This is a genomic window from Paenibacillus sp. ALE3 (assembly GCF_054113405.1).
In genome coordinates this window covers 5,411,726-5,426,600 of the sequence record NZ_CM134214.1, presented here as the reverse complement: position 1 = coordinate 5,426,600, position 14,875 = coordinate 5,411,726, and the positions used below count along the sequence as shown (strand labels likewise).

The 14,875-nt window shown below is 48.4% G+C and carries 10 protein-coding genes and 1 pseudogene; 1 reads left to right on the top strand and 10 read right to left on the bottom strand.

All coding sequences use genetic code 11. The features are described 5' to 3' along the window. Positions 1–87: 87 nt before the first annotated feature. Positions 88–468 carry a hypothetical protein gene (locus ACXHJ2_RS24370; protein ID WP_165082193.1) on the top strand — a complete coding sequence of 127 codons (381 nt, stop codon included), beginning with the start codon at positions 88–90 and terminating at the stop codon, positions 466–468. A gap of 67 nt (positions 469–535) precedes the next feature. On the opposite strand, the gene ACXHJ2_RS24365 is transcribed toward ACXHJ2_RS24370, so the two are convergent. From ACXHJ2_RS24365 to ACXHJ2_RS24320, 10 genes and pseudogenes are all read right to left on the bottom strand, one after another. Beyond that, positions 536–1,066 (bottom strand): hypothetical protein, encoded by a 531-nt coding sequence (locus tag ACXHJ2_RS24365; protein WP_165082195.1) that lies wholly within the window; start codon positions 1,064–1,066, stop codon positions 536–538. 142 nt (positions 1,067–1,208) lie between these two features. Further along, positions 1,209–1,850, bottom strand: a complete 642-nt coding sequence (locus tag ACXHJ2_RS24360) for a hypothetical protein (protein WP_165082197.1) — start codon at positions 1,848–1,850, stop codon at positions 1,209–1,211. Positions 1,851–1,901: 51 nt separating this feature from the next. After that, complete coding sequence (locus ACXHJ2_RS24355; protein ID WP_165082199.1) at positions 1,902–2,462, bottom strand: DUF4303 domain-containing protein; 561 nt, start codon at positions 2,460–2,462, stop codon at positions 1,902–1,904. Positions 2,463–2,638: 176 nt separating this feature from the next. Then, on the bottom strand, positions 2,639–3,232 hold the full coding sequence (locus tag ACXHJ2_RS24350) for a uracil-DNA glycosylase (RefSeq protein ID WP_165082201.1): 594 nt from the start codon (positions 3,230–3,232) through the stop codon (positions 2,639–2,641). A 203-nt stretch (positions 3,233–3,435) separates the two neighbouring features. Continuing rightward, positions 3,436–4,215 carry a class B sortase gene (locus tag ACXHJ2_RS24345; RefSeq protein WP_165082203.1) on the bottom strand — a complete coding sequence of 260 codons (780 nt, stop codon included), beginning with the start codon at positions 4,213–4,215 and terminating at the stop codon, positions 3,436–3,438. Positions 4,216–4,234: 19 nt separating this feature from the next. Next, positions 4,235–10,348, bottom strand: a complete 6,114-nt coding sequence (locus ACXHJ2_RS24340) for a DUF7601 domain-containing protein (RefSeq protein WP_342212795.1) — start codon at positions 10,346–10,348, stop codon at positions 4,235–4,237. Positions 10,349–11,021: 673 nt separating this feature from the next. Next, positions 11,022–11,627: pseudogene (locus ACXHJ2_RS24335) on the bottom strand (BBE domain-containing protein); the annotation flags it as partial. A gap of 223 nt (positions 11,628–11,850) precedes the next feature. After that, positions 11,851–13,815 (bottom strand): elongation factor G, encoded by a 1,965-nt coding sequence (locus ACXHJ2_RS24330; protein WP_165082205.1) that lies wholly within the window; start codon positions 13,813–13,815, stop codon positions 11,851–11,853. A 225-nt stretch (positions 13,816–14,040) separates the two neighbouring features. Further along, on the bottom strand, positions 14,041–14,454 hold the full coding sequence (locus ACXHJ2_RS24325) for an AAA domain-containing protein (protein WP_274597488.1): 414 nt from the start codon (positions 14,452–14,454) through the stop codon (positions 14,041–14,043). Between the two features lie 49 nt (positions 14,455–14,503). Next, on the bottom strand, positions 14,504–14,872 hold the full coding sequence (locus ACXHJ2_RS24320) for a hypothetical protein (RefSeq protein ID WP_165082063.1): 369 nt from the start codon (positions 14,870–14,872) through the stop codon (positions 14,504–14,506). Between the last annotated feature and the right edge of the window lie 3 nt (positions 14,873–14,875).

Sequence of the window (14,875 nt, the reverse complement as noted above, 5' to 3'; positions counted from 1 at the left end):
TCAGGCTCTGCCACGCCATAATTAAATCAAAGGTGAGCTCGCAGGTGCCGATCATCTTTTAACCAACATATAGTGAGGGGGAAAATAATGAAAAGCCAATTAAGAAATATTACGGTTGACGGTTATGCATTCGTTTATTGGTATACAGGCGGGTCTAGCTTCATCTTAAACCTATCTCCGAAAGAAAATAAAAACATCAAGATTACGTTAATCTTCCAGGCAGACCCTCCTGAAGAAGAGCCTCACACTTCTTGGTCCTTTTATGACATTTCAGCACAAATTAATGGAATGGAAACTGTTATTCATCTGGGTAAACCCAAGCATATCGCTGAAATCATCTCTTACTTGATAGCAAAACGACAAGAACTTTGGGGCCAGGGGAAGCCTCACGTTCTGGATCATGCCTGGGATTCACTAAAGGAAATGGGCTATTCCGAGTTAAAACCGATTTGGATTAGACAGTGGTAGTGATAATGGTTTGTGGACTAGCCCCCTTTGACCATTCAAAGGGAGCTTAAAGTCCACAGGTTAACGATTATTCGTTATTCGGCGTGGTCGGACTAGCCGAGGGCATCAAGCCTTTAACGGCGCCGAGAAACGGGCGAATGGACTTGATCATACCGTAGCCCATCTTCACAACCGGGACAAATTTCTGGATCATACCGAACAGCCGTAGGCCGCCGCCGAGCATACCTCCAAGCCCTCCCGCAGTTGCACCGCCAAGTCCACCAAGTCCGCCGAACAGCGAGCCCATCATCGGTAGGAATGCCGACACCTTGGCATCCGGCTTGCGGGAGCGCGAACGGCCAGATGGTTTGCTTGCGCCGCTTCTCCGATTGCCGAGACGGATGCCTGGGGCATGCGCACCAGCTCTGCGTTTGAGAGATCGGGAATCTTGCTTTCCGGAAGAAGCACGTGGGGGAGCTCCAGCACTCGCAAGTACCAACCCACCACGATTAACGTCAGTGATGTAGCCGACGTAAGTCTCTCCGCTGTGCAGGGTGACACAGACCGGACGGCCCTGAAACTTCTTAGCCCGTGCACGCATCTCTTTCGATTGTGCCATGGAAGTTCACCTCGCTCACTGATTATAATCCAGTTTACGCCAGGGGCGGGCTGCCTGCTTGTGCGAATGGGGCATACGCACGCCGAAAATCGTTTGATGGGCTCACCGCCGTTCAAGTCCTCCCGAGGGTCCCCACGCTATATCAAGAGAATTGCCAAAAACCTGCTACTGGATATTGTATCTCAGTCATCCCCATTTTGGCGAAAATATATAGTGATCCAAAACCAAAAGGATAATTGTAATCCTCTTGAAGCAACGTTTCGGGGTAACCATCTTCATCTACCTGAAATAAAAAAGAGAATGATTCCTCCTTCAGCTTTGCAAAATAATAGTCTTCATTTTGAATAAGTCTCGGGTTTCCGCCTACTTTGATCAAAAAAGGCTGATCCATCGATTTTTCGTCATGGCTTAGTTCCCCGTTTGAAATTGTATGCTTTATAAGTCCCGGGTTAGTAAACATATCTTTAACGCTTTCAGTCGAAATGGGATGCTCAATCACCTTGATCGAGCAATTAGGATAAATGTTATTTTCCAAATACTCCTCATAGTCTTCAGGGATGAAGATCGAAATCATGCTCTCAGGTTTAAAGGGATGGACGAGGCTCAAGTAAAAAACATATTTTTGGTTACCTTCGTGAATGAGGTCTTCTTGATCATCAAAGCATTCAGGTGCATTCCCACCGATCCAGCCTGCACTATGTTCGTTCGATAGATCCGATCCCGCATAATAAAGAATACAGTCTGTTCTCTCAACTAAAATATTCATTTGATTTTCATTAGGCATTTTACAACTCTCCCTCAAGAAACTTAACAAGGTGCTTAAATGCGAATACCCTTACTCTGCCGCTTCCGCCAGCCATGCTTGCATAGCCGGAGACTCCGCCCGATTCAAACGTAAGGCGATTTCGGTATTGATCTCATCTGGCGGCATGACCTCGACAAGGACGCATACAGACTCTCGCGGTTGATTCAAGGCAAATATGCCTTCATCATCGAGCCTTTTCATCGCCAACTCCATGGCCTTCAGCCTCGAATCAAATTCACGATTCCATTCGTCAGCTTCAAGTTCCGCAATGGAAGGACGCTCCATAAACAATTGTTTAACATCATCGAAGTTCTCATCCCTGAAACAACAGTAGGGTGAATCGGCATAGGACCATTTGATGAGTTCCGCAATCGTTGATCCCGGCGTGCCGCTTTCTTCTCCTTGTCTGGCCGCTTCCCTCTCCAAGGCCTCCCATGACCAGGCGGAGATGCTTGGCGCATGTCCCTCTCCAGTCGTAAATAGCGTGCAGTAATAGTAACGTTCGCCATTTTCAAACAGAGTGCGAAAGGACGTCCTAGCCACATCGGCAATCTCTGCCGTCAGCGCCTCTATCTCTTGCTTCGGTTTCATGACATTCGCCCCTTAGCCCCATAAAATATATATCTTATTTCCATTATAAAAATTGTTTGTCCTAAATCTACCTACTTCTTGCCTGAATCCTAGAAATAAGCGCTTAAAAACAGAGTTGGAGAAAAGGAAATGAAAGAGGGGCTGGCACAACCAGCCCCTCTTCTATAATGCTCTCGTCAATCTATATCCTGCTTGAGCTGAATCTCTTTCCACTTCTCCTTCAAAGCTTTTAAATCTTTTACGAAGAACCTAAATAAATTGGGTCGTCTTCTTACTGCAAGCGGGTGATAGGTGAAGCTGATGGGCGTACCCTGCAACTCATACCAGCTGCCTCGTAACTCCTTGACACTGGCACCCTCCTTATTTGTAAATATGGCTCCCGCTACGACATTACCAAATCCAAATAATACAAGCGGCTGCTTCTGAAAAAGCTGTATCTGTAGATGAGGGAGACACGCCGCTCTAGCCTCGGGTTTATTATAGGCACGCATCGGTCGGCATTTTAGCAAATAGGTGACATAAACATCATTTACGTCTATCCCAGCCTCTCTCATGCCGTATTGTAGTGTTTCTCGGGTACCGCATAAAAACGAATTTCCTTCCCGATCCTCCCGGGCTCCGGGATTATCCAGAATCATCATAAGTGGAGCTTTCGGATTTCCTTCACCCCAGATGACACGATTCCGCTGCTTGGATAGCTCGCAAATTTCACAATGCTCTATACCATTGGGTGCTTGTTCTTCAGGTAAAATTACATAGGGAAGATCCATTTCCTTGTCGTGTAGCCCCTTCCTTTCACACACAATGAATCTATTATGCCCACCTCAAGCAAAAATTTGCCTAAGGTTCAGCATAACGGGTCCATCGGAAAAAGTAAGGGCACCTAAACTGGATCAAAAGAAGCGTAAAAAAAATCGCGTCCTCCAGGGGAGAACGCGATATAAACCAGGCTTGGCTCCATGTTTCAACATCGTCATTTAAGCTTTCGGGCAACCACCGCTAACCGACCGTTTTCGGTCGAGTACTCACACGTAGACAGTACAATAAGCTTGTCGCCATAACGGGGGGTTATACCCGTTTCATATAGAGCAAGTTTTTGGATGTTCTGAACATACGAATCGAACTCGACGGGCGTACTTACTTTCTCAATCTGGTAGTATTTAAATACATCATCTGATTTGCGATAAACCTGTGACAGAATAACGGCAACAACCTCATACTCTTCCTTTTCATAAAGTGTACTGAACTGGAACGTAGCATGCTCCTTATAGAAGCTTTCTTGCTTATACTTCATCAAATCTTTGAACATCCAGCCGTTTTTCATATGATGTCCGTGAATCAGTAAAATATCGGAACCGTTGATTCGGCTGTGCTCGTCCAAAAAGGGGAGACCGAGTTTGCTCTTCTTTTTATCGAAATCATGATCGAGATAGTACTGCTCATCTTGTGGATTCTGCATAACCGGGTACTCAATTCGGGTGCCGTTAATCTTCAGCCAACCGACGATGTCCGGGTTTCTCTCGTAAAGCTCTCGAAATTCGGGAAGCATGACCGGCTCATTCGCTTTCGTAATCAAAGGGGAGGGGATCGTCTCCCCTCCTCCTTTGTCCGATTGTTCCTCCCAAACTTTTGCTAACTCTTCGATTTTCACTTGATCGGCATAACCCCACAGGAAAATTCTCGCTATATTGGCGAGAGAGAATACCAATACAAGGAAGGAAACGGCGATAAGAACTTTTTTAGTTTTACTCATTTTCTTACCGCCTTTCCGGTTACTGAATATGCCTTTTCTTCTTGCCGCTGAGTAAACAGAAACCAATCGTAATCAAGGATATCAGCGCCAAAACCATATAGAAGATTGGCGATGGACTGCTATCCCCTGTTTTCGGAGCATCGTCCAGCTCGTAATCGCCATTGGCGACTTCATTGTCGACGCTACCGCTTACGTTGTTGCCTTTGTTGATTTCGTTGTTCACGTTGCCTGCTCCGTTATTAACGTCGCTTGTTCCGTTGTTGACGTCGCTTGCTCCGTTGTTCACGTTGCTTGCTCCGTTGTTCACGTTGCTTGCTCCGTTGTTCACGTTGCTTGTTCCGTTGTTCACGTTGCTTGTTCCGTTGTTCACGTTGCTTGCTCCGTTGTCGACGTTGCTTGCTCCGTTGTCGACGTTGCTCGCTCCGTTGTTCACGTTGCTTGCCCCGTTGTTCACGTTGCCTGCTCCGTCGTCGCTGTTATCGGTACCGCTACTGCCACTGCCGGACCCAGTTCCGCCGCCACTGCCGCCGCTATTGCCGCCACCACCGCCGCCGGAACTTATCGGCTTCAACTGTATATCGTGGCGTACGATGTCGCTTCCGACCGAGATAGTTGGGCTTGTATACGCATCATACCCGGCTTTGGTTACAACCAGGTAGTAATCCGTGTTCGGGAATACCATGTATGCATATGCGCCGTTTACGTCACTGTTCTGACTTGGGCTGGCGTTATCATTCGGTGCAAAGCCCGGAATCGCTGGCAGCGTTACTTTCGTGCCCGGCACGATGCCGCTCGCTGTGTTCCCTGGCGTATCAGCATAATATAGCGTCACTTCAGCGCCTTCAATCACCATGCCGGTTGTTGCATCCGTAATGATGCCATACGGGTCAACGAGCCCCTGGGAAATATTCAATTCCCCGTTGGCCTTCACATCCAGATCCGCTTGAAGGACCGTTAATTCTTGACCTGGCGTCACTTCGTAGCGCACTTCCATTTTGTAAGTCTTCGCGGCTAAACCGTCCGCTGAGAAGACGCCGTTCGACTCTAGGTTGAACGCTTTGGGAGCGCCATTCTTATCCACTACATACTGGTTGCTGGCATCCCGCAAGTAAATGTGCATCTTGCCAGCAAGCTTGCTGTCCAGCAGCGAAGTCTGCCCTTCAGGCTGCTTCAGAAGCACAATACCTACCGCCGTAATATCAGCCGGAACGGTCTCGTCCGTCACACTGCTGTCCACATTTGCTTTTTGCGTGAACTCGACAGGCACATCCTTTCCGCCTACCGGATACCACTTCGTAAATGTGATCGTGTAGTCGGTAGCTGCCTCGGCAATGACCGAATACTCACCCTTCTCATTCGTCTGAATCGTCTGCTTCTCGCCTGTCTTCAGATTGGTCACTGTGATGGACGCATTCGGAATGACTTCTCTTGTGTTGTTGTCACGCAGCACGCCTTCCAGAACTGGAAGCTGGCGGGTATTCACAAAGTGTGCTTCAGCCGCGCTTTTCACCGGAATGGTACCCGTGCGAATGAGACTAGCAGGATCTGTCACATAACCGTCGTCCGTGTAATTATCTTCGGTCACCGTATATTGGAGATACGTAGGAAGTCCCTCCACAATGAACAGTTCCTCATCTTTAAGCTCAAAGGTATCCCCACTTTTGATGGTGCCCTTACTGCCGTCCGACTTCTCATAGGAGTAGGAGCCGTTCGCTCCCTCGCCTGTGAAGGTGACCTTGTACTTGAACGCCTTCGTTTTGTTACCGCCATTACCTTGAACCTTGTTGCCAATTAGCAGGCTTCCGGTCATGACTCGCATGTTTTTGAATGGGGCAACTTCATCCTTACCCTTCATGACTCCGGTATAGTACCGCTCCCCAGGAGTAGTCATGTATTCATCGGTTGTGTAGTCTTTCTGGGTAACTGTGTAATTTAGATTCTTAGGCAGGTCCAAAACATCCAGTGTCTCTCCATCCTTGAGCCGGAGGGTACCGCCGGACTTGATCGAACCTTTGTCGCCGTCCGACTTCACGTAAGAATAGCTTCCATCCTTACCTGCACCCGCAAAGCTGACGGTGTATTCGAACTCTTTTGCCTTGTCGCCGCCGTTGCCCATGACCGTATTGCTGATGGTCAGCTTGTTGACAATTCGTTCATTAATAAAGTCCGCCTTGTGGTCGCCTTTATTCACAATTGTTCCGGACCATTCTCTCGTCTCCGGATCAGTCGTGTAACCGTCAACGGTCGTATAATCGCCCTCGGTTACGGTATAAACCAGACCCGCAGGCAATATCGGCAGCATCGCAGTTTGTCCGTGCTTGAGGGTAATCTTGTCACCGCTTTTGATCTTGTCATACGTATTATCTGGCTTCTTATAGGTGTACTCTCCATCCTTGCCTTCGCCGTTGAAGGTCACGGTGTACTCAAACTCTTTGTCCGGGTCGCTGCCGTTGCCTTCCACCTTATTGGTGATAGTCAGCTTGCCTTCGGCCGGTGTAGGCACGATCAGCGGATTGTTCGATTCCACCTTCTGTCCATCAACAAGGACAGGCTTGCCGGGCGCATCGATGACACGTACCCGGTATATCGTAGTCGTAGGCAAGTAAGTGAGGAGATCAATATATGTCTGTTTGAGCAAATAATCCCCTGGCACCTGAATAATGAAATTCGTCTTGCCGTCCGTGCCCGTCATTTTTTCCACCATTACATTATTTTCTTTATCCCTGGCCGGTGTACCGTCAGGATTGAGCAACTGAAACTTTACATCCTTCAGCGGTGTTGTACCGTCGGGACCGACCTTCTTGAGGAAGAGCAGGCCGTTTTCATTGGCACTTCCCGCTACATCGTTCGCGTCCAGCATAATACTGCTCTGCGCTCCGATCGGCGGAAGGGAATCATCACCCATCAGCTTGATGGAATTCCCAGCCGTTCCCGGCTGCATGCCCTGGGATTCGGTCTGGTAAACGATCTGATAGAACTTGTTCGGATCGACAAAATCAAACCTAAGCGTCGATCCCCCGGTTGCCGGGTCTGTGCCTGCGGTGACTTTCACCTCACTATTCGGATCCGCAAGATTCAGCGGTCCTCCGTTACGCTCTAAAGTGCCATCCGGCTTCAACTTGCCGGGATAGACAGCGATGTCGGAAGGTTCGAGGGATAGGCCACCCTCCGCATTTTGGCGCAGCTTCAGACCTTTGGCGAGAGTATCCAGCAGATAAACACCCGGCTTCATCTCGAACGGAGGTGTGTAATTCACCGTCCATTCCTGTACACCAGAAACAGGCTTTTGCACCGTCTTGCTCAGAGACTGCACAGGTACAATGATTCTGTGAGCTTCGGTAGCACTATACGGCTTGTCTCCCCATTTCATGGAGAACATAGCCTGATTCTCCCCGGCGTTATTGTTGCCTAGCTTGTAGGAGGCAAGCGCAGCATTGGTTGGACGCGCCTTCACCAGAATGACGTAGGGGCTCTCCAGCTTGGAAAAGGTGAAGGTTCCTTCATTGCCATCCTTGGTAAAGCTCACCACATGCTGAGGCGTACCCGGCGCAATGACTGAAATGGCCTGTGCATATCTACCACTTCCGCCTTTACCATCGGTTCTATAGCCGGTACCACCTTTATAAAGTCTATAAGCCTCGCCCGGAGCATAATCTACAAACTCCCAGCCTTCCGGCAATACATCCACCAGCTTGATGTCGCTGGCTACACGGGTGCCGCCATCCTTGGCCATCTCCTCCGTATTGAAGCCTGGCATGTTTACTGCCAGTCGGAAGGTGACCGTTCTATCCTTGCGGTCATAGCCTGCCAGGACGTAATTGTCAGGACGGGAGTTGTCCATATACCAATTCGGGTCGCTGGCCACGGGCGTTCTTTTCCATATGCTGTCGCTCCATTGGCCTGAATAGTTTCGGTTCCAATCGGCTGCAACCCCCTCTAAACCCGCCGTGTTCGCATACAGCATCTCCTTGTTCAGCATCCGCACAAGGTTCGAGGTGTTGGCTTCGGCGCGACTCACATAATCGTCACCGTCGAAGAGCAGTCCCCGGTTGCTCCATGTGTTTCCAGCGTTATCCTGGCGGAACAGGTTATCCGGGTTGGTAGTGACAGACTCAAAGGAAACGCTCCCTGGTACATCTCCTTTGTACCCGGTAACTTTGATAAGGTCCGCCACCCGCTCGCCGTTCACCGTCAAGGGGATCACTTCACCATTCAACCCATTGCTCACAGTCAACGTATTCTCGCGGTATTTTTGCCAAAGCTGCTTGGTGTCGATCTGGCTCTTGATTGCTTCTAGAGTTGTCGACGTTACCTTAGGATTGGCATCCAGATTATTCAGTACATCGAGAGAATCGCCGTGAACCAGCAAATCATAGACGACTGGAGCATCCAGATTGTACTGCAGCGTCAAGTTTATCGTCCACTTGGTGCCTGCGACGTTGTGCAGCGCGGTGGTTGTGGTCGCACTTTTTGTGAAGGCATGTGCGCCAATTCTAACCTGTGCAGTGTCCACAACGGCAGCAGGAGCGACCCAGCCGGTTGCATCGTTGTTCTGGATGGCAGTTCCTCCATCCTTCACATCCAATTCCCAGTTTGCGCGCGCTTTGTAATCGAAGATTGACTTGCTGCTGTCTGTCACCTTCGTCACAACTGTCATATAGAGGGGCCCGTCCAGATTCCCGCCGATGGCGGTTCCGATCTCGTACTCCCCTGCGGCGTTACGGGTAATTGGGGTATCCGTACCGCTGTCCCCATTCTTATAGGTTGCGGAAACAAACTCCGTCCCGTCGGGCAGGACGTCTGTAATCTTAACGTTCTGCAAGCCGGTTCTGGACAGTACACCGTTATTGTTAATCCTTTTGTTGACCTCAACCGTCCACGTGATGAGCGTATCGTTTCCACTCTTGCCCGGCTTGCCGCTCGCCGCAATCCAGTTGGGGCGTATAGCAATCCGATGGGTATTTGATGAAGCCTTCACATCGGTAGCGTCACCCAAAAGCTTTGCGGTATTATCAATGCGGTTCCATCCATACTGATCAGCAAAATTGCCGTTCTTTTCATAGTAATAACTACTCTTAGGAATCCACGTTTTGAAAGTAATAGTCGCCGTGCTTTTGACGTTATCTACAGTGGATACGTCTGGGAACTTGTAGAAAAGTGTACGATCAGCAGCATAATCAGGATCTGCCACATTTCCATCCACAGTGAGGGACCCAGGTACATATACACCGACGTTCGCAAGCTCATCAGAGAAAGTCAACCCATCCAGCCGCATGGGGATGGTCTTATCGTCCGTGTCAGTGGCAGTTACTACCGCTCGCCACGTAATGGTACCCTCTTGAAAAGAAGGGCTGTTAATCCCACTGTCATAGCCGCCGTTGCTTAAGGAGCTTACAGTAATGGTATACTCGGGCACCAAATCAGAGTTTTTAAACTTATAGCCATCTCCGAAAATGGTCGTATCCCCGCCACCGCCAGGGGTCTGATCTGCTGCTCTAGCAGCAGCGGAAAAGCCGATTTTGACGTCGCGTCTACTGCCGTCATATACTCCTGTGCCGTCAAACGTAATTTTGATTGAATCGGCAAAAAATTGGACGGTAGCAATTTTCAGTCCGCCCTGATTGATTGGCATAGGAGCTGTAGGCGCCAAATTCACACCAGGGAAGTAGGTCGCCTTATCCAGGACGGCATAATCCCCCTGCTGAATCACACTTTCGGGCGGAGCATTGAGATCGTCGCCCTTGGTCGGCACAGCGATACTATCCAGTTCAAGGGTAAAATTCTCCCGGCCGTTAATCTCGCCCCCTGCAGGAACCACAGCTTCAGGGTTACCCTGCTTCACTGTGAGCTTGAACGTCGGATTGGCGTTCGCCAGCACCGCCGTTTTGTCCGTCAGATTTGCCGTCATCGCCGCGAAAGTGAACAGCGGAGCGTACACCGCCTCAGGTGCTGACGACGGTTGGTCTGGCGCGCCGTACACCGCCTCAGATACCGAAGGCGATTCAGCCGCATTCTGCGAGCCGGATTCGTCATCCGCATATGCAGCAGCAGGGAATACCACTGTCTGCAAGACAAGCAAAACTGCCAGGCAGAAAGATAGCATAGTTTTACCTAAACTGCTTTTTTGTTTCAATACGAAAATCTCCTCCATTTCTAAATTTTTTTGGGAGCGGCCAGTAACTTTTTCCCTTCATCTTTGGTCATCTTCGCCGCTTACAACAGAAAGTTACCAAATTCGCCATATTTATATGGCGTGTCCGATCATTATAATATAGAGACCTAGACAAATTCTAAACAATTGCCAGACTTTAGACCCGATTTGATACAAGTCTAAGGAACTATACATAGTAAGCTAGACATGGATTCCTCCCTTCTTCATTTCTCATATTACCTCCCTCTGATGCTGCATCCACCAGTACTATGAGATTTTTAATAGACTGCGTATGGTAAGATTGACCATTCCTATTTATCGGATTTTTATTAATTAAAATTTAATATTTTTAAGTTCAAGGATCCTTTCATTGGCTAAAAGTAATACTCTTGACCTAAGAGTCCTCATTCAAAAAATCTGTAAATAAAACATAAATATATTTATCATATACAAACTATGTAATCTTCCTTCTAAGTTGGTAAGTGTATTGGGAAATTACTTTTTCACATACCAAAGGAGTCTAAAATCGCTTGCGAAAGTTCAACTTTTTCGGCGTCTCTTAGGAACGGTTCAGCTTATCGTCGCTATCAGCTAAATTGCTAAAGGAGCTGCCGCCGGCAGCTCCTTGTTTTAATTCGATCTGGTGTGCGTATTGTTATTTTCTGACCTGTTTACCCACCGGAATACTCTGAGCAAAACGAAACACATTATGAGGATCGTACTTTCGTTTCACCTGCTTCAATCTGCCAAAGTTCTCGCCATAATACGCCTTGGGCCAGTTCTTAATCTGCAGATCGGGGAAATTCACATAATCCCCTTTAACAAAGGGACACAACGCTCTGCGGAACCTTTCCACCCACTGAATATTCCGCTCCTGCTCCCCGTTGTTTCTCCAGCGGGCTGACAGTTCGTAGATTATCTCAGCCTTCCGATGAGGATAGGCCGTTGCAGTAGGCGATACTCGACTTACCGCGCTTCCTGCACCACCTAAGCTCTGACTCCACACGCTAGAATGCCGGTTGGGTGCTTTGGCTAAAAAGTCGCGTATAATTCGTACTCCTTCAGGCGGCAAAGGTTGGAATCCGTAGGCCCCGGTTATTTTAAACTTTGGTTCTAAATTCAGGTCCGATTCGGCAAAAAAATGGGTTGCTTCAATAAAAGGTACTGTCTTCACCATCACCTTCACCGGAGTGCCTGCTCGCAAGAGCGGTCTAATCAATCGACGCAGCTCCTCTGCACCGCCAAGCAATTGCCCGGAAGTACGATCCTTCCGGTTAATCGTGTACTTTTCTTTTGCAACTTTTGTGCCATCTACTTTACACCATCCCCGCTCATGACATAAGCCTTTCTCATCAGCTTACTTCTATGTAGCGACACCTGTCCTAGTAACGGCAACTGCCCAGTTTGAGGCGTAAAAGTAGTACATTATTAAATGTACTGCTCACGATAATTTCTTAGTTGCTTAGTTTCCTAATAAAGATCATTCAAGGTTCTAATTCAAGGTGCATCTTGGCTTCCGCCTCATCCCATGGCACCGAGTAACCCGCCCCTTTGGCGCAAAAGATAGAGGAGGATGTATACAGTGGGTCTGCCTCTTTGCGGTAGCCCATCCGTTCTATGACTTCCTCCGTATTATGACAGCGATCGTAGCCGCTGAACACGCAACGGATACTGCCTCGTCCATGCGTAAAGGATGCAAATTCGGCACTGTAGTTCATGAAAGTCGACACGGGAACCCTGCCCGTGACCACCGATTGCGTTCCGATTGTCTGCGGCGGATTAAAAATACCTGAAGCACGCTGAATATCGGACAGCACCCTGCCCATTTCATCGATAGCGACCTTGATTTTGAAATCGTAATAGGGCTCCAGCAGCACATTGTCCGCCTTCTCCAGCCCCTGCCGTAGTGCTCGAAAGGCAGCCTCACGAAAATCACCACCATGGGTATGTTCTTTATGCGCGCGCCCCCTCAGCAGCGTAATGTTCACGTCGGTGACCGGCATGCCGGTCAGCAGTCCGTGATGCTCCCGTTCATAGAGATGATTCCGAATCAGATTCTGATAGCTGACATTCAGATCATCGGCATGACATCTGCTATCGAACATAATGCCGCTGCCCCTTTCTCCCGGTTCAATCAGCAGATGCACTTCCGCATAATGCCTGAGCGGTTCGAAGTGGCCGTACCCTTTCACAGCCGATTGAATCGTTTCCTTATACAAGATTTCCGGTTGTCCAAAAGAGATAGCAAGGCCAAACCGCTCTCTAACAAGCTGCTCCAGCACTTCCAGTTGAATCAATCCCATGACGCGGATAGAAATCTCCTGCAATTTCTCATCCCAAACGACGTTTAGAGACGGCTCCTCCGCCTCCAGTGTGCGAAAAGCACCAAGCACCTTCTGTACATGTATCGAATTGTCGAATAATACCTTAGATTGTAACGTCGGCTCCGAATCGTAAGCTAACTTGTCTGATATCGACCCCAGACCTTGTCCGGCCTCGGCGGCGGACAATCCGGCAACCGCAAACAAATCGCCGGCCTCCACTTGTTCCACCGGCTGCGATTTAAGGCCGTTAAACAAGAAGAGCCGCGTAATTTTTTCGTCATACTGAACCCCGCCGCTCTCGTAACTAAGCTGTTCTCTCACCTTCAGCCGACCCCCCAGCGCCTTAATGAATGTGAGTCTCGCTCCGCCTGCATCGTGCCGAATTTTATAAACCCGCCCCTGGAACGAAGCATTCTCATCATAAGTGGTTGTCGCCAGCAGATGCAGTTGATCCAGAAATTCAATGACGCCCGTATCTTGAAGCGCAGAGCCGTAAGCACAGGGGAAGAGAAGACCCGCCGCTATCATCCTCTGCAAAGCCTCCAACCAGAAGCCGGAATCCTCTCTCCCCTCCAGGAATGCTTCCAGCAGGGCTTCGTCCCGCTCCGCCATGGCCTCCCGCAGCGGCTCGCCGACTATGCCGTCAGCGAAGCTCTGTGTAATGCAGCATACTTCCCCCGTCAATTGCTGACGGATATCCGCCTCGGTTCTGCCTGCATCCGCGCCGATCCGATCTGTCTTGTTGATAAAGAAGAACGTCGGAATCCGATGCTTGCGCAGCAGCTGCCAGACCGTCTCCGTATGACCCTGGACACCTTCAACTGCGCTTACAATCAGGATGGCATAATCAATGACCTGAATCGCCCGCTCCATCTCCGGGGAGAAATCGACGTGTCCGGGCGTGTCTATTATGTAATAGCTATCTCCCTTATATTCTATTACCGCCTGATCTGCGAACACCGTAATACCTCTTGCCCGCTCGATGTCGTGGCTATCCAGAAACGCATCCTGATGATCCACCCGCCCCCGCGACCGGATACTGTTCGTATGGTACAGCAGCTGTTCCGCAAAAGTTGTTTTGCCTGCATCCACATGGGCGAACAGGCCAATCGTTAGTCGCTTCATAGAATCCCACTTTCAACGCTTCTTGTTGATACTGCTCATTTTATTAAAGCATAGAAATCGGGAGAGTGGGTAGGAGTTGGTTTTGAGATAGGGTCTTTTTTCATAGACGGAAGATAAAAATAACGAATTGCATTTATACTGAACGATTTCTCCAGATTAAAATATAATTAATATACTATTAAAGGAAACTACCCTTCGAATCTACTCCAACTTGGAGAACTTCGCCTAACCATCATTCCCGACCTTATTATTGTTATAGTCGTCAATAATTGACATCGTTTTATTTGCCACTTCACTACCGAGTGAGGCATACAATTTCTTATCGCCAATCACATAAAATTCTTCTTTAGCTCGCGTCGCTGCAACATTCATCATATTGGGATCAGAGACAGCCCATCTTGCTGCCCCACTGCTATCAGAGTCCGCGCCAAGAACAAAGTAGACGACCTTGGCTTCTTTCCCTTGAAAAGTATGAACTGTACCAATATTCGTTGTCTTCCCGTTTTCTCGTTTTGTGAATTTAATTTCGTCTAAAACCTGAACAAGCTTATAAGCCACATTTCTAAATGGGGTGATCACATAGATTTCATCCGCTAAATCCGGATCTTCCTGCAAACGTTTATCAATCATTTTTTTCAATAAATCTATTGATTCAGGTTCCTCAGCGACTACCTCTGTAGGTTCCAGACTACTTTTTCTCTTCTTGTAAGGCGGCTGCCCCGCCTATTAAACAGGGAATCTCAATATCATCAATGTCCATCATCTTATCTTTCTCTGCATCATAATATTCCCCGAATAAAAACAATGACTCATTTTTCCTATTCAATAAATAGGGGATAATTTTTTCACAAAATTCTGTAACACTTTTAAACATACACTCTGGAGCAATCCCCGATTCATCGATAACCAACAATTCCTTGTGTTCAATACGAGTAGGGTTGCGATTTAAATGATACAGTTGAAAAGAAGTACCCTCACGATACGCTTTATAAATTGGAACTTCTATGGTTTCGATGAAATCTCCATCCGTATAATTCAAAGTAAACTTTACGGTCATCTC

What these genes read in the sequence shown, in the direction of transcription:
- ACXHJ2_RS24360 (WP_165082197.1), bottom strand. Translation starts at nt 1,850, where the DNA reads ATGCCTAATGAAAATCAAATGAATATTTTAGTTGAGAGAACAGACTGT.
- ACXHJ2_RS24345 (WP_165082203.1), bottom strand. Translation starts at nt 4,215, where the DNA reads ATGAGTAAAACTAAAAAAGTTCTTATCGCCGTTTCCTTCCTTGTATTG.
- ACXHJ2_RS24365 (WP_165082195.1), bottom strand. Translation starts at nt 1,066, where the DNA reads ATGGCACAATCGAAAGAGATGCGTGCACGGGCTAAGAAGTTTCAGGGC.
- ACXHJ2_RS24355 (WP_165082199.1), bottom strand. Translation starts at nt 2,462, where the DNA reads ATGAAACCGAAGCAAGAGATAGAGGCGCTGACGGCAGAGATTGCCGAT.
- ACXHJ2_RS24350 (WP_165082201.1), bottom strand. Translation starts at nt 3,232, where the DNA reads ATGGATCTTCCCTATGTAATTTTACCTGAAGAACAAGCACCCAATGGT.
- ACXHJ2_RS24330 (WP_165082205.1), bottom strand. Translation starts at nt 13,815, where the DNA reads ATGAAGCGACTAACGATTGGCCTGTTCGCCCATGTGGATGCAGGCAAA.
- ACXHJ2_RS24370 (WP_165082193.1), top strand. Translation starts at nt 88, where the DNA reads ATGAAAAGCCAATTAAGAAATATTACGGTTGACGGTTATGCATTCGTT.
- ACXHJ2_RS24320 (WP_165082063.1), bottom strand. Translation starts at nt 14,872, where the DNA reads ATGACCGTAAAGTTTACTTTGAATTATACGGATGGAGATTTCATCGAA.